The sequence below is a fragment of the Paenibacillus sp. FSL R5-0701 genome (assembly GCF_037973995.1).
Taxonomy (GTDB): domain Bacteria; phylum Bacillota; class Bacilli; order Paenibacillales; family Paenibacillaceae; genus Paenibacillus.
This window is the reverse complement of sequence record NZ_CP150230.1, coordinates 4,042,151-4,065,086: the sequence shown is the minus strand read 5'-3', so window position 1 is coordinate 4,065,086 and position 22,936 is coordinate 4,042,151. Positions and strand designations below refer to the sequence as shown.

Here is a 22,936-nt window from a genome sequence, read left to right as displayed (position 1 = left end):
AACTTATTTTTGTTATGGAGACATGCAAGTGATCGATGTAATAAACATACATATCACTTATCTTAAACGGATGAGGTGATATGTTGTTTTTTAATATCAAGGAATTGCAGTATCATGCCAAGCCGGATCGACCCGACCCCGTATTTGCAAGAAAACTACAAGAAGTACTGGGAGGACAATTTGGCGAAATTACCGTAGCCATGCAGTATTTATTTCAAGGCTGGAATGTCCGTGGAGATGGGAAATATAAGGACCTTCTTATGGATACGGGAACCGAAGAACTCGCTCATGTTGAGATGCTGGCTACGATGATCGCTCGCTTGCTGGACAATGCTCCATTAGCCACACTGGAAGAAGCCGCCAAAGACCCAGTTATTAATGCGATACTCGGTGGGAGCAATCCACAACACGCGATTGTAAGCGGACTAGGAGCAGCCCCAACCGATAGTAATGGATATCCCTGGAATGCAAAGTACACAATAGCAAGTGGTAATTTATTAGCTGATTTCAGACATAATCTAGCAGCAGAATCTCAAGGCAGACTTCAGGTTGCCAGGTTATATGAAATGACCAATGACCGCGGTGTGAAAGACATGTTATCGTGGTTGCTTGCTCGGGATACCATGCATCAGAATCAGTGGATTGCAGCGATAAGAGAACTTGAAGAAAAAGAAGGAATTGTTGTGCCCAGTACGTTCCCGAAAGAACTTGAGAAGAGAGATGTGGCGTATGTTCTCTTTAACTTCTCTCGTGGTGATGAGAGCGCAACCGGACGGTGGGCTCACGGTCCAAGTATGGATGGGCAAGGTACTTTCCAATATGTTCAGCATCCTCAGCCTTTGGCACCTGCGCCTAAACTTCCGCCAGCTCCGCCGTATATTTTTGATACCCCACCTGAGGTTCTAAGAAAAGGAAGTTCAGCTGATATGCCACCGTTTATGCCATAAGAATATGTATTCAAAATAGATAAAGGGAAACAGAATATATTCTGTTTCCCTTTTCATTAACAGAATGCATTATTCTAGTTCATGCACTTCTATTTGTTTTATGAGGTTGGAGCCAATACCAGAGATTGTTAACGGCTGGTTTACATAAAATTAGGAAGGGAACAGAAACTAGAATAGTAAGTTAATTCAGAATGGAGGAAAACCATGTTTTTTTATCGTGAAGACCTGATCAATATGATCGTACCAGACAAGCCTGATCCCGCGGCAGCAAAAGTATTGCAAGAGACGCTTGGCGGTCAATTCGGTGAAATGCGGACGATGATGCAATTTTTCTTTCAAAGCAGTAATTTTCGGGGCAACGCCACGCAGTTTAGAGATCTGATCCGTGGTGTATTTCTTGAGGAATTAAGCCATATTGAACTGGTGCAACAAACCATTAATCAGTTATTAACGGGAGCCGGTGCAGAGGGCGCGGGAGATGCAGGGGTCGACGGTGCTCCATTGGATGAAGCGATTAAACATGCCAACCCGCATCATTACATCATGGGGGCTCAGAGCTCATTGCCTGTTGATGCTGCAGGTAATCCATGGCTTGGAAACTATGTGTACGATCATGGGAATCTGGTAAGCAACTTACTTGATAATATTGTGTTGGAGTCTACGGGTGTGTTGCAAAAATCAAGAATATATGAAATGAGTACCAACAAAGCATTCCGTGAAACGCTGGGTTTCCTGATTGTTCGTGATAATGCGCATCAAAATGCATTTGCCAAAGCACTGGAGACCCTGGGTGTGAATTGGGGCAAAATATTCCCGATTCCCAACTATGACATTAATAAATATCCCGAATGCCGGAAATATGTAGATATGGGCTTCCACAATGCGCAGTTTAATTTCCGTTTAGACAATACACGCATCGCTGAGATTTTCAGTGGTCAAACGCCAAGTCGTAATGGTGGGGAACTGCAGGTAATCGATCCCCCACAAGGATATCCACTTCCTTATATGCCTGAACTTCCAAATGAGCATAGCCCAGGGATACATGATCTCAATGCATAAAGAATGAACATCAAGTATGAACAAGCACTCTATAGTATAGGACGGGTATGAAACTCAAGGTAATGACGAAAAAAGAGACACTTGTGCTCTCTTTTTTTGCAACGAATAAAAAAGGAACCCAAAGCTGGGTTCCTTTATGTGTTACATGAAAATGTTATTGCGGGCGGTTTTGATTCGAATACGAACCAAAGGATTGACCATTAGTTGAGATATTGGGAGTGTTGTATGGCTGCTCAAGATAAGATACGTGCTGTGAAGATGAGTGTGCAAGTTGTTGTGCAAGATTGGAGATTTGTTGTAATTGCTGGATGGCGGTTTGATGTCCTTGCAGTGCGGTCTGGATCATATGTGCAGCTTGTTGCTCGCGTTGTGCCAATTGCTCAAGTTGTTGAGCGTTGCTTTGTTCTTGTCTAAGTAGTTGTTGATATTGCATCGAAGCCTGCTGTGTTTGTTGTGTAAGTTGTTGAGCCAACTGCGTAATTTGCTGCGATTGAGAGAACTGATTCATGTGTAAAACCTCCTATGTGTTTTGATGTACTCGTGTATTATTTAATGAGGCCTCAAGAATTATTCAATATATCCAGTTTGTCTGAAATAAGGATTAATTTATGAACATGATTCGCTGTGGATTGGGAAGGCTACCTTTAGTGACCTAAAATGATACAGAAAAGGAATGACAACATGAGTAAAGCATCGACTAACGCTACAGAAGAAAAGAAACTGAAATGGTGGCAATTAAGTCTGCTAGGTGTGGCAGGAACAATTGGTACAGGGTATTTTCTGGGTTCCAGCCTTGCGATCTCGATTGGTGGTCCAGCTGTGCTGCTGGCCTATATCTTGGCGGCCTTGGGTACATATGTAGTTTTTGATGCGCTCGCGAGAATGACAGCGGACCATCCGGAACAAGGATCTTTTCGCTCATATGCCAAGAAAGCCTTTGGAAGTTGGGCAGGCTTTGCTAGCGGATGGTTCTATTGGTTTTCGGAGTTGCTCATTATGGGGAGTCAGCTAACCGCATTGTCCATTTTCTCCAGGTTCTGGTTTCCGTCTGTTCCGCTCTGGATCTTTGCTGCAGGATTCGGAATTGTAGGTCTTTGTATTGTATTCTTCGGTAACAAGGGATTTGACCGGGTTGAAAATGTACTGGCTATCATTAAAATTGCAGCCATCATCATGTTCTTGGTGCTTGCCATCGCCCTTCTCGCAGGGTGGATTGGGGGAACCAAGTATGAACACAAAGTACCGCTGGATATGGCAGCTATTTTTCCAAAGGGTGGCATCGGATTGTGGTCTGCGTTTCTTTTTGCGTTCTATGCTTATGGAGGTATTGAAGTTCTTGGCATTATGTCATATCGGCTTCAAAAACCGGAGGATGCCCCAAAGGCAGGAAAAGTCATGCTCATTGCGCTATCCACCGTATATGTTGTATCCATTGGACTCGCGTTAATTATGGTTCCTTTAAATGCATTCAATCCCAAAGAGAGTCCATTTGTACTGGCACTCAGTAGCGATCACCTTGCTTTTGTCCCACATTTGTTCAACGGGGTGCTCATTGTAGCCGGATTTTCAACGATGACAGCTTCGCTCTATGCGGTGACGTCTATGATTATTACCCTCGCTCAGGAGGGAGACGCCCCGCAGTTATTTTCTCGAAAGTGGAAAACGAAGTATCCGTTATTTGCCTTGTCCCTCATTGGTTGTGGGTTAGTTGGTACGATCATCATGTCTCTTTTACTCCCAGGCAAAGTATATGAATACATCACGACTGCAGCTGGACTGATGCTTCTGTACAACTGGTCGTTTATTTTGTTATCCTCCGGTAAACTGTTGAAATCAGGCAAGTTTGATGTGATCAAACGATGGATCGGCTTATTGTTAATCGCTACTGCAGTCACAGGAACGCTTTTTCATGCACTCAGCAGACCAGGTTTCTATATTAGCTTATTGCTTGTCTCTCTCATTGCCATTAGTGACGTTATTGTACAACGGATTCGCAAGAAGAAACCTGCGTCCCAAACATCATCAAACGCCGAGAAAGACGAAAGTGAAGAAAATGAGCAGCATTCTACGGGTATAAGCAGTTATCACATCACGGGTATTCGGTTACGCAAAAAAAACAAACTCAAATAAAGAAGAGAAATTGAATGGCTTTATATCCGAAGTAACAGCCAAAACCGACTAAAGAAAGTCCGGAAATGAGAGCAATTCCTTTAAGCACAGTAGAAGTGAGGTATTTGCGAAAAAAACTTACGGTAGTCGCCATGAATAGATCCCACAGAAGTACGCCAAAGATGATAGCTCCACTATATATCAACAATTGGTCCATAGGGGAGTCATTTACAGCCTTGGCTAGAACAGAGCCATAAATGCCTAGCCAGAACATGATGGAAAGAGGGTTAAACAGAGACATCAGGAATCCTTGAGTAAATGACTTGACAAGCTCCGAATCATCTCCTCTCATTTGAGAAGGGGCAAGGGTTCCTGCATTTTTAATACTTTCCACACCCGTATAGATCAATACAAAACAACCAAACATCCAGAGGAATACCCTTACAAACGGAAGTTCAAGCAGATGTACGATGCCGAAATACACCAGCAGCATGTAGATGATATCAGCTGCGATGGCTCCTAGTCCAACAAACCAGGCAGGCATGAACCCACCTCGAATACCCTTGTCCAATTGCGCAGCATTGATGGGTCCAATAGGGGCTGAAAGTGATAGCCCCAGGATCACATAACCTAACAGTATATAAATAAGATTGTCCTCCTTCCCATACTGTAACAGCATATTCTTCAAAATGCTTTTGTAGGACATGATTATTCAGGGCAATGTATACTTTTTGCACGATTGATCCATATTACTCGGAAATAGTGGGGGTGATTGTATGCTTATACGTTGGATAAAGGAGGTATTTACATCACAAAAGAAAGGAGAAACATTCAATAAACGAACACAACATTCACAAAGACTGGATATTTCGCTAGAAGATAAACTTAACAGTATTATCGAGGCATTTGAGTATAGTCCTGATTTTGTAGTTCGGGAGTTCCCTATGTTAGAGGAGGAGGGTACTGCTCTAGCTGTTTGTTACATGGAAGGGTTAACAGATTCTACGCTGTTGGTTGAACTTATGGACAATATCATTCAATGGATGAATACAGATCCGCTACCGGGAGATCAGCCTAAAGATGTGTTAGTGAAAAAAATCTTACCCGCCGGAAATATCCGAAATATTGATTCGCCGCAACTTATCTATGAAACTTTGTTAACAGGCCACGTCGTTATTCTTATTGATGGTGTAAAGAATGTTCTTGCAGTGCCGATCGCCGGAGGAGCCAGAAGATCTGTAGAGGAACCCACGTCCCAAACGGTGGTCAGAGGACCAAAGGAAGGATTCACAGAGGAACTAACGACCAACATTACTCTTGTTCGACGAAAAATACGAACTCCTGATTTAAAATTCCAGATGCATACCATTGGAAAGTACACCCAGACAGTGGTTGCACTGGCTTACATCCAGGGTATTGCAAAGCCACAAGTCATTGAAGAGGTTACTAGGCGTTTAAATGCCATCAACACAGATAGTATACTCGAGAGTGGTTACATAGAAGAATTTATTGAGGATGCACCGCTTACTCCTTTTCCGACCATGATCAATACGGAGCGCCCAGATACGGTTGCCGGCAGTCTATTGGATGGTCAAGTAGCCATTATGGTAGATGGTACGCCATTTGCCTTGATTGCACCTGTGACTTTTTTTAATTTTTTTCAAACGCCCGAGGATTATTATCAGCGTTATGATATCTCTACCTTTCTGCGGATTATACGGTTAATCTGTTTCCTCGTATCTTTGTTGCTGCCTTCGACTTTCATCGCACTAACCACCTTTCAGCAGGAGATGATACCTACAACGTTATTGGTCACCCTGGCTGCACAACGGGAAGGGGTCCCTTTCCCGGCATTACTTGAAGCTCTCCTTATGGAAATCACGTTCGAGGTCATTCGTGAAGCTGGAGTGCGAATGCCGCGAGCCATTGGACCTGCAATCTCCATTGTTGGTGCATTGGTCATCGGACAAGCTGCGGTAGAGGCGGGATTGGTCTCAGGCGCGATGGTCATTGTGGTTTCTTTTACAGCAATAGCGAATTTTGCTATACCCTATTTCAGTATGGCCACAGCAGTAAGGCTATTACGTTTTCCGTTTATGGTACTGGCAGGTACGCTGGGGCTGTACGGCATATTGGCCGGAGCCATCCCATTACTTGCACACCTGGTATCTCTGAAGTCATTTGGCGTTGACTATCTGATGCCGTATAGTCCGTTTTTCAAGTCAAATATGAAGGATCTGTGGTTGAGAGTACCCTGGTGGGCTATGAAGACTAGACCTGATGAGAAGTCCAATACGAATAAGACGAGACAAGCCCCTCATCAATACCCGTCAGGATCGGATAACATTATAGACCGTATTAATGAAGCTGAGAACGAATAAGGAGCGATTTATATGATTCGTTTGCAGTCCATATTAATCTTACTCATGGTTGGACTGATTACTGCTGGTTGTGGAAATCGCACAGAATTAAATGATCTGGGCATCGCAACAGCAACAGGATTTGATCGAAAAAACGGAAAGTGGATCATTACCTATCAGATTATTGTACCACCAGCGAGCAGTTCAATTGGGTCGTCGTCTGGTGGATCTCAAGCCCCCGTGAACACATTTTCATCAGAAGGCAAAACGATTCGGGAAGCTGTTGCCCAAAGCAGCGTGGAGAATCCCAAAAGATTATATTTTGCACATACCAATGTCGTTCTGATTGGTGAAGAAGCGGCAAGATACGGGATTGCGGAGATCATGGATCACTATTATCGAAATATTGGTTCTCGGGAATCTGCCAAACTTATTATTGCAGATGGTCAAGCAAGGGAGTATCTCGAAAAATTGATTCCTCCAGAGAAACAGCCTGGCCGTGCTTTATCCGAGATTTTGGAACGGAATAATGAAAAAGGGTCGTACTATCCCGTGATGAACATACATGAGGTTGCTCTGAAGATCACTTCAGACAGTGGATCAGCCGGAATTCCTGGTGTTACAACAGATACACTGGGCGATAACAAACAGAGTTCAATTGATATTTTTAAGGAAACATCAATACCCGGGAATTTAAGAATTCAAGGATTAAGTGTATTTCTCAAAGACAAAAAGATCGGAGTTCTGAACCAAAAAGAAAGTATGGGTATCGTCTGGCTAACAGACAGGGTGAACTGGACCAACTTGACCTATAAAGGTGCAAAGGGGGAGGTGAACTCTTTTCTTGTGCGCAAAGCAAAAGTTAAGGTCGTTCCTGTGAAAAAGGGGCTTCATTATGCTGTTCAGGTAGATGCAAAGGTCGACGCTGAACTGGATGAGAGCACATCTGGTGAGGATATAGTTAGAACACACACTATTCATGAATTGCAGCGACAGGCTGAACAAGTCATTCAAGCACAGATATTGGACGGATGGAGAGGGAACCAGAGGCTTCATGTCGATATGTTGGGGATCGCGAACAAAATACATCAAAGACATCCCAAAGAGTGGAAAGTTCTAAAAGACAACTGGTCTAGTGAATTGGCACAGATGGATATTAACATAAACGTAAACGTAACTTTGGAACGAGTAGGTTTGCTTCAAGATTCTTTCAGCAAGTTGCTTGGCGAACAGAAAGACTAACACCAAGGAGAGGTTCAATCATGAAATTGTCTAGGGAGCTTCGCGTATCCGAATTGGCTGTTTGTCTTTCCTTATTTGAAGTTGGCAGTACAACCTTGTTTCTGATAGGTGGAGATGCCAAACAGGATGCATGGTTAGCCATGCTCGCCGGGGCTGCTGGTGGCTTGGTGTTACTACTCCTACATCTGGCTATTCATCATCAGGAACCTGAATTGGATTTGTTTCTTCTGTGTCGCCGTTATATGGGAAAAGTACTAGGGACAATCGTAAGCCTTTCATTTGTAGCTTATTTCGCCTATGAGGCTTCACGAAATTTACGTGACATCAGTGAAGTCACTGAATTGACCTTACTGAACAGAACGTCGATGTGGATCATCAGCATGATCATCATTATCGTTGTATCCAACACCGTACGATATGGATATCGTGTACTGTTTCTCATGTGTATGATTCTGTTTCCGCTCATGGCGCTGGGCTATGCGTTAATCAGTTTCTTAATTCCAACAACAGGTCTTTTTCACTCGGATCTGGCCTTGCCTGTTATGGAGAATGGGTGGAAGCCGATTTTTCAAGCTGCTTTTCCGGAGATCGTATCCTTTCCATTTGGGCAGGTTGTCTTATTCCTGGTCTTTTATCCCTATGCTCGGAAAGGAAGGAATCTTAACAGAGCGGTGATCATCGCCTATATCCTAACGGCTCTCGCTTTAACATTTATCAATCAACTTATCATTTTTGTCTTGGGTCCTCAGATTGCTGCCTATAGTACACTCCCGCTTTTGGAGACAGTACAATTAATCAATTTGACTGAAGTGTTTGAACGGATGGATGCCTTGTTCACTTTACTCCTTTTCCTCGGATTGGGTATTAAAATGGCTGCATTTTTCCATGGCGCCGTAATTGGACTCGAAAGAGTAACTGGAGCGAACTATAGGAAATGGGTGTTTCCAGTAGGGCTTGTTCTATATGGGTTGTCTTTTTTATCACCGACATTCACAGAACATATTGAGATAGGGCGAGGATTCACTTTGAATTATAGTTCTCCTGTATTTCAAATCTTTTTACCCATACTACTATTGGTCGTCATTCTCCTGAGAAAGAAAGGGATGCAGAAAAGCGAAAAAAACTAGCTTTAAATATGAAATTCATATACTCTGGAATCAAAAAACGACCCAGTCGTAACTGAGTCGCTTTAGGCGTTAACCATTAATTGTCATCCAACAATTTCAACGCCATGTCTGATTTCTCCATATCGTGTTTAACTTGCTCTTCTATACTATAGGGATGATACATCTCATTCTTGATCATATAGTCTGCGATCTTTTGGTGGCTTTCGATTGCCGTATCCAATTGAGCTTTAAGGACTTTCCGAACTCGGGGGGTTGCAGTTTCGGTAAGGGCTATCGCATAGGTACGTACCGCCGACTTAGCAGAAAGAAGCATATCGGTGGCAATGGCCATATCATCCATGGGAGCAACGGCTTTAACGAGCATTTCTTTCGTTTTGGTTGTAGTCATAAGAGAACCCTCCTTATTTTAATAGAGATTTTAATTGTTCAATAGCGTTGGAAGAGTTGTCCAAATCATCTTCGATTAAGGATTTTAGTGTGTCGTCTTTTACGAGTTCCAGCATCGTTACGGCTTTGGTGGCACACGAAGTTTTGAGAGTTAGCAGTTCATGTACTTCGAGTTTCTCATGTAATGCAAGTTCCTTAGTTGCCATCATTAAGCACCTCCAAAAAATAGTTGTTTATAATAGCTAATAACCTGCTGCGAAGCATATAAACAGGATTTATTATAATTAATTCGAGAAAAATAGTATTTAACTTTTTATTTATCTGTTGATCTCATATCCAGGTCATGGTGAAGTTCCGTGGCAGGAATGACGGGCTCAGGTATCTGTCCCTTTGGAACAGGATTGGAGATATATACATAGTCTCCGGTTCCATCAGGTGCACTTCCTGTAGCCCATAAACCTTCGGCGGATTCAGTTCCCTCGGAGAGATTCCAGAATTCATAGGCCTGCGGCTGAGATTCTTGCTCGGCTTCAGGAGGGAAAGAGGCTGGAACAACGACTCCATTCTTTTCTTCCAGTTCCTGAATAGCGGCCATCCATTGATACTGGTGATAACGATCACGTGCTAACATTTTACGGAAAGTAGCCCGCACACCTTCATCAGTTGTCATATGGTACAGTCTTGCCACCTGAAGGCGACCCTGACTCTCGGCATGCAAATTGGAGCGCATGTCTGCAAGCAAGTTTCCGCTTGCCACGATATACGAACCATTCCACGGAACACCGTTAGAGTTGGTTGGCAAACCACCAAGACCGCTGACGAGCAGATGTTGTGGGTTGATACCGCCCATAATTGCTGCTGTCACAGGATCCTTAGCGGCTTGTTGTTGTTCCTCAGGAGTAGCACCATCCAGCAACTGACTGATCAATGAGCAGAGCATCTCGACATGTCCAATTTCTTCGGTGCCAATATCCATTAGCATATCTTTATATTTCTCTTCACCTCGACAATTGAATCCCTGAAAAAGATACTGCATCATGACGGTCATTTCACCAAATTGCCCTCCCAACACTTCTTGAACCTGACGTGCAAGCATGGGATCGGGACGATCTACTTTGACTTCAAATTGCAACTCTTTCTGATGTCGAAACATGTGAATCCCTCCAATAAAGATGTCTTAAAATTCTGATGATTTCAAAATTTTATTAACCTGTCTATTGGAAATTAAACAGTAAAATTAAAAAAGACAAAGCAGGAGAATGGGGGCTTCTCCTGCTTTGTCTTTTTAATTCACTACAACATTTTGTTAGACGTCTTCCAATAAACTCTATTCTGAATCCGGTCTTTTGACTTGAAGCGGTGGAGGGATGAGCCAGCCTTTTTCTTTGTTCATTTGAAGAATTCGGAGGCCTAGAGCTGTTTTGGTTGCATGATATTTAGCAAATAACGCGCCAATATCTTCTCTGATCGATTGCCCAATCGTTTGGCTTGCAGCAACCAGACCCATGGCTGTATCGGCTGTTACTTTTGCAGCAATCTCGGGATCTGTGAATCTTGCGCCAGCCGGGATATCCTCAAACTCAACATGTGGTCTTTCCGGCAGTGTTGGTGCAGGGGCAATACCATTTTCAGTCAATAGTGTATCACATTCTTTAATTTCGAGTTTGGCTTGGTCCAGCAGGTCTTCCAAGATTTTCTTCAAATCTTTATCTCCTGCATGACTCATATAAGCTTGGTAGCAAGACACAGCGCCTTTGGCTATTGTGGAACATTGCCATACACTAAAGATTTCACCATAATGCATCGGCTCGTTCTTGGGGTTGCCACTTAGAATACCCATGATTTGATTTCCCTCCAGTATGTTAATTTACCACCAACTTATGATCGCCTGTATTCTATAAAATTATGCACTGAACGGGGAATCGAGGATGTTATCTAAATTAACAACATATTTATTATGTAAACTAAGAGAATCTAAACAAATTTATCTTGTTATTCAAAAAGGAAAAACCAGCAGAACAGGTCTGCTGGTAGGAGTGCAACGTGTATTTTTAGACTGGAAAAAGTGGGTTACCATTCATCCCGATCCATAATTCTGACTTTTCAAGCTGTCCAGCCAGATGTAATAACCAATCTTCACGTCCCTTGGTTGCCATCACCTGAACACCCATTGGCAAACCTTCTGGTGTCATATGCAAAGGCACACTTATCGCAGGCTGGCCTGTTAAATTCGCAAGCTGGGTGAACGGAGTATACGTAAGACTTGGCTCAAACATTTCATAGATGAGTTGCTGCTGCTGGGTCTTGTCCAATTCACTAATTCGCATCAGATTACGAATCTGTTCGTCATGAGGTGTTAGTTCCCCAATTTTAGGCGCAGGAAAAGCATTAACAGGTGTGACGTAGAAGTCATAACGCTCAAACAAGGTAGACATTTGAGCTGCAGCTACATCCCATTCTGCTAAGCTATGTACAAATTCCGCAGCGGATACCTTTTTGCCAGCTTCAGCCAGAACCCAGGATTCAATCTCCATATCATCGGAGGTCAGAGCCCGGCCCATGGATCGTTCCATGGAAGAGATCATCGCGGCCATCTCACCACTGTTCATCATGTAATAGTTCTCCATCAGCCTGACTCCATTGACTGGACTCAGCTTTTCTTCAACATGATGACCTTGATCTTCCAACCAGCGAACGAGCTTGTATACAGACTCTTTGGCTTCTGCGCTGACAGGTGTTCCCACGGGCGAATCCGTTGTGTATGCAATTTTCAGTTTGCGTTGATGTGGATAGCTCATATCTGCCAAGTAACTGCCTGGAAAGAGTGGAGCATGGAACGCAGCTTCGGGCTGAATAACTTGTAACGTATCAAGCAATGCAGCACTGTCCCGTACCGAGCGGGAGAGGGCAAAATCAATGGATGCGCCTTGCCATTGACGACCAACTCCCGGTCCTACAGGTGTGCGCCCGCGGGTTGGCTTTAATCCAAACAATCCGCTAAAGGAAGCCGGGATACGAATCGAACCTCCTCCGTCACTGGCTCCGGCAAGAGGAACAATACCTGAAGCTACAGCGGCAGCGGCACCACCACTTGAACCACCTGGGGAGTGATTAATATTCCATGGATTGCGAGTTGGACCATGAAGACGGGGCTCGGTAATATTTTTCAAACCAAATTCAGGTGTATTGGTATGTCCTATAATGATAAAGCCTGCATCACGGAGTCGAGTGACAAAATTGGAATTGCGTAATGCACGATGCTCGCTGAACAAACGGGAGCCTGAAGTCAGAAATTCACCTTCCAAGGATTGCGAGATATCTTTCAGGAGCAGGGGCACACCGGCAAAAGGTTGTTCTCCAGGGCGAACCAAACCGGCTTCCTCTTGTGCGCGAGATTCATATGTACGAATAACCGCATTAAGTTGCGGATTCACTTCTTCAAGGCGTGCAAACGCCGCTTCCAGCATTTCAACCGGGGATACTTCCCGGGATCGGATCAGTTCAGCCAAACCTACGGCGTCGTAGGAGGTATATGAGAATGAAGACATTAATGATCGTTCCTCTCTGAATATAATTCATCTGTTTATTCCATATGTCATCGTACCACCGGATTAGACAAAAGACAAAACATAGAAGAGACGTAGTGCGATGATATGCATATTCGTTATGAGGTTGGAGGGAGAAGAGGGGAGGATTTGCGACATAGAAATAAAGCACAGGGTTAATAGCTCATATTGCTAATTGAGAAAATGATCGAGTAATAATCGAGTAATGACCAATAAAAAAAACCACTGCTCATCTAATTTGATGTGCAATGGTTTTATTTTATATTTGACTGTTTGTTTATCTGTGTACCTCAGATATATCCACTTACTCTGTACGCAGCTTCGGTGCAGCATCAGCCGCAGTTGATGATCTTTCCTGCTGTCTGGAAATGGCGAAGAGGGCCACCCAGATCAGGATAAAACCAAGCAGCTGCTCCCATGTAATCAGTGTACGGAAAGCAATCCAGTTCACCAACACACCCGCCATCGGGAAGCTAAGTTCTGCGAGTGTTGCAACAGATGCTTTGGTTGACGACAGACCTTTGTAATACAACAGAAGACTGAGCAAACCTGGTAACAATGCCTGACCAAGAATGTTGAGGATGACAGCAGTCTGTTCACCCGTTCCGGACGGAAACGTCCATGCCGCACCTTCATTCCACGTCATAAAGATCAGGAGCGGGAGAGCAACGACAAAGCGAAGAGAGGTGACCGTTTCATAACGCGCCTGCCCCAGCATCAATCGGCCCATTACGGTTGAACCTCCCCATAAGGCAGCAGCCCCAAGGGATAACAAGCTTCCAGCATGAATCCAGTTGTCCCAGTTACCTAATGGCAATGTGGAGCCAAATGTAAGCAGGTACGTTCCTGCTAATGCTATGAAGAACAATCCACCAAAGCGACGTGGCAAGGTTTCTTTTAATAACAGTTTAGCCAGCACGATAGCGAAGAGTGGTTGCATTTTTTGCAATAAAAGCACCGTATTTGGATCGTTATGTGTTAGTGCCATGGTGAACAATACCGTTGCGAGTGCTGATCCTCCCCATGAGATAAAAATCACGGCAATCCAGTGGCGAGCACGCAGGTTTTTCAGGTCAGACCGGAATTTCCACAGCACGGGAATGGCAATAAGACTGACGATGATATGTTCCACCAGTACAATCTGCGTGGATGTCATCGTGTTTAGCAAAATAATGCGGAAGAGTGGGTCGACACCCCATAAGGCGGCGCCGAGAACTACAAGCCAGAATCCGGTATTACTTCGTTCCTTGCGGTAAACAGGTGATGCTGCTGATGTCTTTTCCATATTCAGGACTCCTTCGTCAGAACACGGAATCTTCAGTTGGCAAAATCGACAAAAGCCCCCGTTTTGGTATATACCAAATAAACGGGGGCTCATCCAAGGACATGCGTCAGGAAAGAGGCCTTCCCGTGAACGGCATGTCAATGTGTTGATCTTCTCTCATCCGGACTGTACCGTCGGCCTTGGATTCACACCAAGTCAGTCGCTAATGTCCTTCGTTAAGAACAAATAGCGAGTCGCGGGCTGGTTCCGAAGAACATCACCGCCGGTTGGGAATTGCACCCTACCCCGAAGATCCTATTCAATTATATAGTGTGTTGAACAAGCTGTAACATTAATAAGTTCATCTTATTCCTGTAAGCGCTAGCAGTTCAAGCATTTTTTTTAGAAAACGATTTTCCAGCTGCCTTGCTGTCTGCGAAGGAGTACGATCTGACCAGCGTGATACGCATCATGGAGTACCCAGCGAGCTAGTTCGTGTGCCCATTTCTCTTCGGAGTCCATATATGCGGCTTCAAGATCTGACTCTTGTAGTGCAGCCAATTGATCTCGCAACTGTTGGGCTAATCGAGTTGTACCCTGTAGCAGTGTATTCCATCCGGCTGTGTCAGTTGCATCTCCAGGATTCCCAAATGTGTATTCATTGGAGTCTACAGCAGGAAGGGTAGGCTCCTTACCTTGCATGCGACATAATAAGCGATGGTTGTAATAATACATATGGTTAACCAACTGCCAGATGCTTAATCCCCCTGAGGGTGGAATCCAGGCTGCTTGTTCTGCTGTAAGACCCTCCAAGGATTTCGACAAAGGTACAATCCAATTACATTGATCCCAGGTATCATCCTTCTGAATACGTAACACATCTAGTGCTGTTGTTTTCGTCATTACCTTTTCCTCCTTGCGTATAATTGTGATATGTGTTGTAACTAGCTAAAACTGATTAATGAGGTTACACTTAATATAACACATCAAAGATGGATTATAACCATCTTTATTGACTTAGATGGTTACACTAAACGGAGGTATATATATGGACAGGTTATGGACCGATTTTGTAAACAGCGATTATCACGACTGGCGTGGGGGAGATCGATCGGAGGACAGGCTTGGGAAGGCGAGCTGGCAGCAAGACTTTCTGGCTCGATGGCAACTTAACGCTTCTGTCCCTGCATCTCTAGAAGATGAGTTGTCCATGAGAAACTTCAGGAATGAATTGTTGGCTCTTGGAGCCCGCTTGTCTTCTGGAGCATCGTTAACGGATATAGAAAAACAATGGTTAAATGGCATTATGGAAGCAGGGTATGTGAGAAGAACATTGACTACAATTGATCAGGAACTGAAACTCCAACTGTTAGCTGTAGAAGCACATTGGCATCAGGTTATGGCTGAGGTAGCTGCTGATTTTGCCACGACTTTGGTGGAGGGAGAAGGGCATAGGATTCGGATCTGTGATAATTCGGATTGTCGCTGGATGTTCTATGATGATACCCGAAGCAGAACACAGAAGTACTGTGATGATAAGATGTGTGGAAATCTGATGAAGGTCAGAAGATTTCGGGCGAAACGAAAATCCCAAAATTGATAAATACTAACAATAACTATATAATGTATATATACTAGCGAAAAAATAGTCAGAAGCAGTACGGATTCGTAAGCAGGATATGATCGTCTTTCAAACCAAATCAGATGGGAGATGTGTCTTGTGCGGACAAGTTATCTGTTGAAAAATGGCTGTGTGTTGTCGATGGATGCTCGAGTTGGACAGTATAAGAGGGCGGACGTTCTGATCCAAGATTCGTTGATCACGGCGGTTCAACCCGATCTGGATATTCCGGATGCGGAGATCATTGATGCTTCATCGATGATTATTATGCCTGGGCTGGTGGACACGCATCGGCATATGTGGGAATCACTTGTCAAAACAGCGGGAACCAACTGGTCGTTACCAGTTTATTTGCAAAATCTCTATTATGGTGCAATGGGAAGCAAGCTCCGTCCAGAAGATAGTTATATTGCCAACTTGCTCGGTTCCTTGGAAGCGCTTAATGCAGGAGTGACAACGGTGTTGGATTGGAGCATGCCGTATTCCCCTGACCACACGGATGAACTGATTCGTGGACTTCAGGATGCTGGCATTCGGGCGGTATTTGCTCACGGAGTCCCTGGTGAGACGGACTACTGGAATCGGGATAGTCGACTTACGTATTCGAATAATGATGTGAGAAGAGTCAAAGAACGTTATTTTTCATCACGGGATCAATTACTTACTTATGGGCTTGCCATTCGTGGTCCGGAGTTCAGTCATTGGGATACAACCGTGAAAGAGATCGAACTAGCACAAGAACTGGATGCGATCTGTTCCATGCATGCCGGATTTGGCAGTTGGGGATCTGTGGATCGCTCGATTAGTCACTTGTACGAAGCGGGACTGTTAAGTCCACGGGTGAATATCGTTCATGGTAACACTATGGGCATGGATGAATACAAAATGCTGGCAGATAGCGGCGCTTCCTTGTCGGTCACACCTGAAGTTGAAATGATGATGGGTCATGGATATCCGGCCACCGGCTATTTTCTTGAACATGGGGGAACCCCTACACTTGGTGTAGATGTGGTAACGTCGACAGGCGGAGATATGTTCTCGCAGATGAAGTTTGCACTTCAAGCTGAACGATCCAGAGCCAATGAACAACTTTTGCAGCAGGGTGAGATGCCTGGTGAGTTGAACTTGCAGTCCAGCCAAGTGCTGAGATTTGCAACTTCAGCTGGTGCACAAGCATTGGGATTGGAGCAGAAGGTGGGCTCGTTGACCCCGGGAAAAGAAGCGGATCTGATCATGATTCGTACCACCGATCTGAATATGTTCCCCGTCCATGATCCAATCGGCGCTGTCGTGCAATTTGCCAATCCATCCAATGTGGATACGGTCTTTGTGGCAGGTAGACTCGTGAAGCGAGAGGGTAAGCTGTTGAATGTTGATTTGGATGCGATTCGTCATGCGGCGATGCAGAGCAAAGAGTATTTGTTAACCCAATACCGGATGTCAGATGCAGAGAGAATTGCGTTCTCATAATTTACTTTTTCATAAAAACCTGAAATGAAGTCAGTTCGTATTTGTATATACACCTCGATCTATAGTAAGAAATAAAGGGCCGCATAATGGATATGTGGCTCTTTTACATGTCTTCATATCGTCGAATTAGACAGGATAAGGGAGGAAGATACAGCAGAAAAAGACGAAAAGAGCTCTCATTCTTATAACTTCAGATAACAAGGGTCTATAGGTATTCTTCACGAAAAATAAGGCTCTTAAAAACTGCGCATAATATAAATTATACGCAGTTTTGTTTTAAATCCATTTTCATATTCATCCACGTGCAACAGATAATGAACATTTTCGCGATAAAACAACAAAATAAGCGATCTCCAAAAATAAATTTAACCAAGCAACGCTATAACGTGTTAGATTAGTTGCAAACATCTTTAACCGAGCACATATTCATTTTTCCTGGATTTTTTTATATAGAAGCTAAAGGAAGATAACAGCAGGGGAAGGTTGGAATTTTCTTCATATATGGGTAAGTAATTAGGGAAGTAACCAACTTAATCACGGGGGCGGGGTTGCGGCTAAGCCAAATATGAAATATATTTGGGGATGTGACATGCCATCAGACATAAGAGAGGGGATGTATCATGAACACACCATTACATACGAATTCAGATCATCAAAATGAAGCTTTTGGATTTGCCTTGGCTGACTCATCCGTACTTGCAGAGGCACAATTAGTTGTTTCACAATCAGGAGGTGCAGATGACCTACAGTTGGATATTGATCCGCAGCGTCTTCTGAAGGATGGACGTAAGGTATCTGTCATTGCACAACAGTTGGATTCACCCGTCAATCGTCAAGATGCCAATATCATCTATGGTCAGGAGCTGGCATACGTGCAGTATGCTGTTAATCTGAAACCGGATAGCTCAATCTCCATTACATCTATTGAAGGCGTTGAACAGTCTGTTAATCTTGGTTGGGCAGCATTTACAGAGGGGGAATACGAACTGCGAATCTCCCTGCATATGAAAACACCTCGTATTGCCGAAGGTACACTTGAACCTGAACAGCTTGCAATGGTTAAGTATGCACAAGTTATCACTGTATATATATCGCTTTTCCCGGCAGAAGCAGCGTCGTTGAGTTCACCAACTCAAGCTGTGTGGAGCAGAAACCATCATGTGTTTGACTCCTACGGGAGAGGAGGGTTCATTCTCGCTGACCTGCCTCGACTCGCTGAACGTGTAGAGGAACTGATAGGACAAGGTAACCATAATCTGATCGAGCAATTTGCCGAAGGGAATCTGTCAGATACGTTGCTGGAAGAGGGGCTGATGGTGATTGCCTGGGGCGTGACTCCGTGGTGTTATTCACTCTATTCTGCACCAGATGAGCAGTCGGCTGGAATACTTGCCGTGGACAAGCTGGGTGATGAACCTGAACGGCAAGGGATCTACCGTATTGATCCGTCCATTCAACAATTAAGTATCATACCTGCGAATGAGCTGGCTTACTGGCCTGCCTGCGTTCAGAACGATTGGCCTGTCATTGATGTGGCGGGTGAAGGCGAGACGTTGCATATGAATTTGTATACTCAGATCTGTGAATCCGTGAATGGTCTGCACGAGAATCCATTGCCATCGTTTGTACTTACCCGTAGTCAAGGCAAACCTGAAACGATCATTCCGCTGATTGACGTTGTCATTGTGGATGAAGCGTAGAGCACTGCTTTATAATAAATATATAAATTGAACTAATCATTTACACGAAAACGGAGAGGACAGAAAGAACCTGAAAAAGTGAAGCGTTCGCCTTTATCCACGGATTTTCCCCTTGAGAAAAGGGAATCAGAAAAATCTGGGGATAACAGCGATTGGAAGGTTGTTCTGTCATCGCAGTGCCCGTGTAAATAATCTTAGTCAATTTATAAAGAACCGAATTGAGGTGACGTAGACAGATGATGACCGAGGAGATTCAGGAGCAATATGCGGACGAGCTAGAAGCTTTTCACATATGGATGAAGGATGCCGGATATACAGGCCATACGGTAAAATCATACACAGGTGACGTAGTGGAATTCCTGGTCTCCATTCAAGGAAAGTCACTGGAGCAGGTCAAAAAGCTGCATGTGTTGTCTTTTCTGTCCCGTGCGCGGGAGCGTGGGGTTAGTGATGCCACGAGAAATCGCAAACATGCCGCGGTGAACTGTTTTTACAAGTCCCTCATTGAACTCGAATTGTTAACCAATAATCCGGCGTTTGGGATCAAAAAATCCAAAACCGAGAAAAACCGTGCGCCCGTTTTCCTTGATGAAAGTGGGCTGACACGTTTCTTGGAGTCGGTAGAAGGCAAGTATCGCACACGTAATCTGGCTGTTTTTCTACTAATGGGATATATGGGATTACGGGTTGGAGAAGTGCATGCGTTGGATTGCAAAGACTATAACGCGGAGCGGCGTACATTGGATGTATTTGGTAAAGGTCGTAAATGGCGCTCGCTCCCTGTACCGGAGACTGTGGCAAAAGTATTATCTCAAGCGATGGCTGAGCGTCTCGATCCTTGGCGACCGAAAGAGGAAGCGTTATTTGTCTCGCAAAAAGGGAAAAGACTGTCGATTCGCAGCATCCAGCTCATATCTACGGAAACGTTTGAACGCTTCCAGCAGGAATCACCAGCTAATCAACGTCAAAATTACTCCAGTCATAAGCTGCGTCACTCTTTCGCGACCATGATGTTACGGCGTGGAGCCGATCTGCGTACCGTGCAGGAGCTACTGGGTCACGCTTCGATTCAAACAACAACGGTGTACACTCACGTCACCAGTAGGGAGAAAGAAGAGGCTATGGCTCTGCTGGACGTTAAACTTCCGTCATATTAGAAGGAAAAAAGCCGATATTTATTCCGAAAAGGAGTCTGTCCAAGTGACAGGCTTTTTTTGTTATTGATTTGGATGAAGAATAAATAAACATAATTAATATTATGTAAACTAATATATAATATCTAAATAGTCATATAAATTGAAGTCAAAACAAAAACCATTTGCTTCTTCTCTCTGGAAGAAACAAATGGTCCTTTTAGCCAGCACAGATATCTTAATTCACAACGTTTAACATGCTAAATCGTTCACGATATGAATGAATGCGAGGCTAGATTATTCCAATCCAGCGATCTGTTCTTTTAATTTGTTAGCAGAAGCCTGGAAAGCCACTTTCTCGGATTCATTCAGCGGAAGAGGCAGAATTTCGCGCACACCATTGCGATCGACAACACATGGAACTCCGAGATAAACATCCGATACACCATTGTAGTCTTCAAGGTAAGTGGATACGTTCAGAACGGAGCCTTCGTTGCCGAGAATTGCAGCTACAATGCGGTCCAGAGCAAGGGCGATTGCATAGGAAGTCGCTCCTTTGGCATTAATAATCTCATACGCCGCATTTTTGGTACGGTCGAAGATATCCTGTTGTGTTTCTTCATCCAATTCCAGATCTGTTCCTGCAACGTTAGCCAGGCTCCATACCGGTACTTCGGAATCTCCATGCTCACCAATAATGTGTGCGTGAATACTACGCGGGTCGATCCCTTTATTCTTACCAATCAGGTAACGGAAACGTGCGCTATCGAGCAATGTGCCTGAACCGATGACACGGGAAGCAGGCCATCCGCTTTGTTTCCATGAAGTATAGGACAAAATATCTACAGGGTTGGTTGCAATCAGTAAAATACCATGAGAATTCACTTCAGTAATGCGCTCAATAATATCTTTGAAAATGCTTGCATTTTTCTTCAGCAGATCAATCCGGGTTTCGCCCGGCTTCTGGGAAGCACCGGCTGTAATAATAATGATATCTGCATCTTTGCAGTCGGAATAATCGCCAGCCCATACTTTCACGCCTCCCGTAAATGGAAGACCGTGGTTCATATCCAGCATTTCGCCGGTTGCCTTATCATGATTCACATCCACAAATACCAACTCGGACGAACGCTGTCTCAACATTAGCGTGTATCCCGTTGTTGTTCCCACCGCACCCATGCCTACAATCACGACACGACTGGGTTTCAGAGCTGCACTATTTGTCATGTTCATATCATCTCCTTTTTGGGTTATACTCCCATCCATATTAAGGGATTAGAGAATATAAAGCGAGTGTTGTCTATAAAATAGTTCACATTTCATGTCTTTTTACCAATTATTCCGTCGAAAAACAGTTTAGGATGAAATTAATGGGAATAAATGTGCGACCTATAGCCAAGAGTATGAGCTGGAAAAAGGGAGCGGGCCAACCATGAGTGGGCAATGAGCCTTTTACATAAGGTTTGTGGTAGAATAGGAGCAGTGGATTCTGATGAATCGTAAATAAAACGCCATAGGACAGGCATGCGCGCCTGTATATTGGATGAGAGAGGTGGAACCCACTTGCGTTTGCAATGGATTAAAATTGCGCAGACAGCATTGCTGTCTATAGGTATAGCAGCTGTATTGGCTGCATGCACCGACTCAGATCAACCTCCGGAAGCAGAACCTCCGCAGCAGCAGGAGGACGCCGGGAATACAGGGCAGACATTAACTGTCGTTCCCCCTGTGAACAGTACAGAATCTGCAGATATGGCCAAGTACCAAATACAGACCCGTTTGACCGATTTTCAGTTGCTCAATGACAACGGAGGATTGGCGTGGGGTGTGACGCGGAATGCGCTGCGCCTGTACTACACTCAGGATCAGGGAAAGACCTGGACCAATATTTCACCTTCGGAAAATGTACAGTTTCCGGCTAACCCTAAATATGGACAAAGCATTTATTTTGTAGATCGTGCACATGGTTGGATTGTTCGTGAAGGCATGGGTGGAACAGATACCATGGTGCTTCGCACCAACAATGGGGGCGTAACCTGGAGCCTGTCTTCTCTGTCCAAGACGGATAAAGTGACTGCGATCTCATTTGTATCTCCTGAGAAAGGCTGGATTCTCACCACGGTCGATACCGCTATTGGTAAACAGGACAAGAAACTTTACTTCACCGAGGACGGTGGAATTACCTGGAATCGGATGTCCTCCAGTGATGAAGAGGGCAAACAGGAAGCAGAAGAGATTTCCAAACGTGGATACACCATGGGGATGACTTTCTCGGATCCAAAGCATGGTTTCTTAACAGCGCTGGAGTTCGGCACACCGAAGTTATATGTAACATCAGACGGCGGAGAAAACTGGAATACTGGACCATCCTTTTTTGATCGAAACAAATTCAACGGGTGTGGTAATTTCAGTGTTAGTTCACCACAATTTTTTGGACGTGAAGCGCAATCAGCCTGGATGTCAATGTCCTGTTCTCAAGGGGAGAGCACGACATTCAATGGATTCTTTACCACCGATGGCGGAAAGAGCTGGAAGCTGTCCAATTTCACTTTAAACAAACAAACGGGTCCAAATCGTAACCTTTCACCGGTATTTCTGAACGCATCGGAAGGTTGGGCGATGCAAAAGGGCATAACCTACCACACCAAGGATGCGGGCAAAACATGGAGCGTTCTTCCTGCAAGCAGTGTACTGGAGAAAATTCTCGAAGACTATCCGGAGATTGTGAAGATGCAGATGGTTACCCCCAAGCTTGGCTGGATATTGGTTGAAAATACAGATGCCAAAAGATCATTGTTATTGCAAACGGTAGATGGCGGTGTACATTGGAAAGTACTATAAACGTTGAATGTTATCGATGTGAATAGATAGGAGAAAGGAGAGGAGCCAGAAGGGTTCCTTTTCTTTTTTTCTTAGTTTGTGAAATAAATCACAAATAAATCCACTAGAAG

21 protein-coding genes and 1 riboswitch are annotated in these 22,936 nt (G+C 44.3%); of the genes, 11 read left to right on the top strand and 10 right to left on the bottom strand.

Annotated elements, in window-relative coordinates; translation table 11 throughout:
• The first annotated feature begins 83 nt into the window (after nucleotides 1–83).
• On the top strand, nucleotides 84–947 hold the full coding sequence (locus MKZ13_RS17850) for a manganese catalase family protein (RefSeq protein ID WP_339185411.1): 864 nt from the start codon (nucleotides 84–86) through the stop codon (nucleotides 945–947).
• A gap of 204 nt (nucleotides 948–1,151) precedes the next feature.
• Nucleotides 1,152–2,006 (top strand): manganese catalase family protein, encoded by an 855-nt coding sequence (locus tag MKZ13_RS17845; RefSeq protein ID WP_336758586.1) that lies wholly within the window; start codon nucleotides 1,152–1,154, stop codon nucleotides 2,004–2,006.
• Nucleotides 2,007–2,160: 154 nt separating this feature from the next.
• On the opposite strand, the gene MKZ13_RS17840 is transcribed toward MKZ13_RS17845, so the two are convergent.
• The gene (locus MKZ13_RS17840) at nucleotides 2,161–2,514 is read right to left on the bottom strand and encodes an AMP-dependent synthetase and ligase (RefSeq protein WP_145321997.1); all 354 of its coding nucleotides are present in this window, start codon (nucleotides 2,512–2,514) and stop codon (nucleotides 2,161–2,163) included.
• Between the two features lie 173 nt (nucleotides 2,515–2,687).
• Here MKZ13_RS17840 and MKZ13_RS17835 point away from each other — a divergent pair, with 173 nt between their 5' ends.
• On the top strand, nucleotides 2,688–4,136 hold the full coding sequence (locus tag MKZ13_RS17835; RefSeq protein ID WP_339177069.1) for an amino acid permease: 1,449 nt from the start codon (nucleotides 2,688–2,690) through the stop codon (nucleotides 4,134–4,136).
• Here MKZ13_RS17835 and MKZ13_RS17830 read toward each other — a convergent pair.
• Nucleotides 4,129–4,761: a LysE family transporter gene (locus tag MKZ13_RS17830; RefSeq protein WP_237175742.1), complete on the bottom strand. Its 633-nt coding sequence runs from the start codon at nucleotides 4,759–4,761 to the stop codon at nucleotides 4,129–4,131. The two genes, MKZ13_RS17835 and MKZ13_RS17830, sit on opposite strands and share 8 nt — an antisense overlap.
• 130 nt (nucleotides 4,762–4,891) lie before the next feature.
• Here MKZ13_RS17830 and MKZ13_RS17825 point away from each other — a divergent pair, with 130 nt between their 5' ends.
• The 3 genes from MKZ13_RS17825 to MKZ13_RS17815 are packed head-to-tail and all read left to right on the top strand — an operon-like array spanning nucleotide 4,892 to nucleotide 8,844.
• A complete protein-coding gene (locus MKZ13_RS17825) occupies nucleotides 4,892–6,496 on the top strand; it encodes a spore germination protein (protein ID WP_339177067.1) in 1,605 nt (534 codons plus the stop codon).
• Nucleotides 6,497–6,508: 12 nt separating this feature from the next.
• Nucleotides 6,509–7,717 carry a Ger(x)C family spore germination protein gene (locus MKZ13_RS17820; protein ID WP_307411499.1) on the top strand — a complete coding sequence of 403 codons (1,209 nt, stop codon included), beginning with the start codon at nucleotides 6,509–6,511 and terminating at the stop codon, nucleotides 7,715–7,717.
• 20 nt (nucleotides 7,718–7,737) lie between these two features.
• Complete coding sequence (locus tag MKZ13_RS17815) at nucleotides 7,738–8,844, top strand: endospore germination permease (RefSeq protein ID WP_339177064.1); 1,107 nt, start codon at nucleotides 7,738–7,740, stop codon at nucleotides 8,842–8,844.
• Between the two features lie 76 nt (nucleotides 8,845–8,920).
• On the opposite strand, the gene MKZ13_RS17810 is transcribed toward MKZ13_RS17815, so the two are convergent.
• From MKZ13_RS17810 to MKZ13_RS17780, 7 genes are all read right to left on the bottom strand, one after another.
• Nucleotides 8,921–9,232, bottom strand: a complete 312-nt coding sequence (locus MKZ13_RS17810) for a spore coat protein (protein WP_339177062.1) — start codon at nucleotides 9,230–9,232, stop codon at nucleotides 8,921–8,923.
• Between the two features lie 13 nt (nucleotides 9,233–9,245).
• The gene (locus tag MKZ13_RS17805; RefSeq protein ID WP_339185410.1) at nucleotides 9,246–9,437 is read right to left on the bottom strand and encodes a spore coat protein; all 192 of its coding nucleotides are present in this window, start codon (nucleotides 9,435–9,437) and stop codon (nucleotides 9,246–9,248) included.
• A 107-nt stretch (nucleotides 9,438–9,544) separates the two neighbouring features.
• Entirely contained in the window at nucleotides 9,545–10,384 is an 840-nt protein-coding gene (locus MKZ13_RS17800) for a manganese catalase family protein (RefSeq protein WP_339177060.1), read from the bottom strand.
• A gap of 174 nt (nucleotides 10,385–10,558) precedes the next feature.
• A complete protein-coding gene (locus MKZ13_RS17795; RefSeq protein ID WP_237174895.1) occupies nucleotides 10,559–11,071 on the bottom strand; it encodes a DUF3231 family protein in 513 nt (170 codons plus the stop codon).
• Between the two features lie 211 nt (nucleotides 11,072–11,282).
• A complete protein-coding gene (locus MKZ13_RS17790) occupies nucleotides 11,283–12,779 on the bottom strand; it encodes an amidase (RefSeq protein ID WP_339177059.1) in 1,497 nt (498 codons plus the stop codon).
• A 322-nt stretch (nucleotides 12,780–13,101) separates the two neighbouring features.
• Entirely contained in the window at nucleotides 13,102–14,082 is a 981-nt protein-coding gene (locus tag MKZ13_RS17785) for a DMT family transporter (RefSeq protein WP_339177057.1), read from the bottom strand.
• Nucleotides 14,083–14,226: 144 nt separating this feature from the next.
• Nucleotides 14,227–14,379: riboswitch (FMN riboswitch) on the bottom strand.
• 84 nt (nucleotides 14,380–14,463) lie between these two features.
• Nucleotides 14,464–14,964 carry a DinB family protein gene (locus MKZ13_RS17780; RefSeq protein WP_339177056.1) on the bottom strand — a complete coding sequence of 167 codons (501 nt, stop codon included), beginning with the start codon at nucleotides 14,962–14,964 and terminating at the stop codon, nucleotides 14,464–14,466.
• Nucleotides 14,965–15,109: 145 nt separating this feature from the next.
• On the opposite strand from MKZ13_RS17780, the gene MKZ13_RS17775 reads away from it, so the two are divergent.
• The 4 genes from MKZ13_RS17775 (at nucleotide 15,110) to MKZ13_RS17760 (ending at nucleotide 20,009) form a co-directional block, all read left to right on the top strand.
• A complete protein-coding gene (locus MKZ13_RS17775) occupies nucleotides 15,110–15,661 on the top strand; it encodes a CGNR zinc finger domain-containing protein (protein WP_339177054.1) in 552 nt (183 codons plus the stop codon).
• A 111-nt stretch (nucleotides 15,662–15,772) separates the two neighbouring features.
• Entirely contained in the window at nucleotides 15,773–17,152 is a 1,380-nt protein-coding gene (locus tag MKZ13_RS17770; RefSeq protein WP_339177052.1) for an amidohydrolase family protein, read from the top strand.
• A 620-nt stretch (nucleotides 17,153–17,772) separates the two neighbouring features.
• Nucleotides 17,773–18,852: a hypothetical protein gene (locus tag MKZ13_RS17765; protein ID WP_339177050.1), complete on the top strand. Its 1,080-nt coding sequence runs from the start codon at nucleotides 17,773–17,775 to the stop codon at nucleotides 18,850–18,852.
• A 236-nt stretch (nucleotides 18,853–19,088) separates the two neighbouring features.
• On the top strand, nucleotides 19,089–20,009 hold the full coding sequence (locus MKZ13_RS17760; RefSeq protein WP_091029457.1) for a tyrosine-type recombinase/integrase: 921 nt from the start codon (nucleotides 19,089–19,091) through the stop codon (nucleotides 20,007–20,009).
• 273 nt (nucleotides 20,010–20,282) lie between these two features.
• Here the strand turns inward: MKZ13_RS17760 and MKZ13_RS17755 are convergent, their stop codons facing one another.
• On the bottom strand, nucleotides 20,283–21,212 hold the full coding sequence (locus MKZ13_RS17755; RefSeq protein WP_076217081.1) for an L-lactate dehydrogenase: 930 nt from the start codon (nucleotides 21,210–21,212) through the stop codon (nucleotides 20,283–20,285).
• A gap of 336 nt (nucleotides 21,213–21,548) precedes the next feature.
• Between MKZ13_RS17755 and MKZ13_RS17750 the strand changes: the two genes are divergently transcribed.
• The gene (locus MKZ13_RS17750; RefSeq protein WP_339177046.1) at nucleotides 21,549–22,826 is read left to right on the top strand and encodes a YCF48-related protein; all 1,278 of its coding nucleotides are present in this window, start codon (nucleotides 21,549–21,551) and stop codon (nucleotides 22,824–22,826) included.
• The last annotated feature ends 110 nt before the right edge of the window (nucleotides 22,827–22,936 follow it).

Coding starts and splice junctions, on each gene's coding strand:
- MKZ13_RS17815 (WP_339177064.1), top strand. CDS start 7,738: ATGAAATTGTCTAGGGAGCTTCGCGTATCCGAATTGGCTGTTTGTCTT.
- MKZ13_RS17805 (WP_339185410.1), bottom strand. CDS start 9,437: ATGGCAACTAAGGAACTTGCATTACATGAGAAACTCGAAGTACATGAA.
- MKZ13_RS17835 (WP_339177069.1), top strand. CDS start 2,688: ATGAGTAAAGCATCGACTAACGCTACAGAAGAAAAGAAACTGAAATGG.
- MKZ13_RS17840 (WP_145321997.1), bottom strand. CDS start 2,514: ATGAATCAGTTCTCTCAATCGCAGCAAATTACGCAGTTGGCTCAACAA.
- MKZ13_RS17775 (WP_339177054.1), top strand. CDS start 15,110: ATGGACAGGTTATGGACCGATTTTGTAAACAGCGATTATCACGACTGG.
- MKZ13_RS17810 (WP_339177062.1), bottom strand. CDS start 9,232: ATGACTACAACCAAAACGAAAGAAATGCTCGTTAAAGCCGTTGCTCCC.
- MKZ13_RS17795 (WP_237174895.1), bottom strand. CDS start 11,071: ATGGGTATTCTAAGTGGCAACCCCAAGAACGAGCCGATGCATTATGGT.
- MKZ13_RS17790 (WP_339177059.1), bottom strand. CDS start 12,779: ATGTCTTCATTCTCATATACCTCCTACGACGCCGTAGGTTTGGCTGAA.
- MKZ13_RS17800 (WP_339177060.1), bottom strand. CDS start 10,384: ATGTTTCGACATCAGAAAGAGTTGCAATTTGAAGTCAAAGTAGATCGT.
- MKZ13_RS17770 (WP_339177052.1), top strand. CDS start 15,773: ATGTGTCTTGTGCGGACAAGTTATCTGTTGAAAAATGGCTGTGTGTTG.
- MKZ13_RS17765 (WP_339177050.1), top strand. CDS start 17,773: ATGAACACACCATTACATACGAATTCAGATCATCAAAATGAAGCTTTT.
- MKZ13_RS17760 (WP_091029457.1), top strand. CDS start 19,089: ATGATGACCGAGGAGATTCAGGAGCAATATGCGGACGAGCTAGAAGCT.
- MKZ13_RS17755 (WP_076217081.1), bottom strand. CDS start 21,212: ATGACAAATAGTGCAGCTCTGAAACCCAGTCGTGTCGTGATTGTAGGC.
- MKZ13_RS17820 (WP_307411499.1), top strand. CDS start 6,509: ATGATTCGTTTGCAGTCCATATTAATCTTACTCATGGTTGGACTGATT.
- MKZ13_RS17780 (WP_339177056.1), bottom strand. CDS start 14,964: ATGACGAAAACAACAGCACTAGATGTGTTACGTATTCAGAAGGATGAT.
- MKZ13_RS17825 (WP_339177067.1), top strand. CDS start 4,892: ATGCTTATACGTTGGATAAAGGAGGTATTTACATCACAAAAGAAAGGA.
- MKZ13_RS17785 (WP_339177057.1), bottom strand. CDS start 14,082: ATGGAAAAGACATCAGCAGCATCACCTGTTTACCGCAAGGAACGAAGT.
- MKZ13_RS17845 (WP_336758586.1), top strand. CDS start 1,152: ATGTTTTTTTATCGTGAAGACCTGATCAATATGATCGTACCAGACAAG.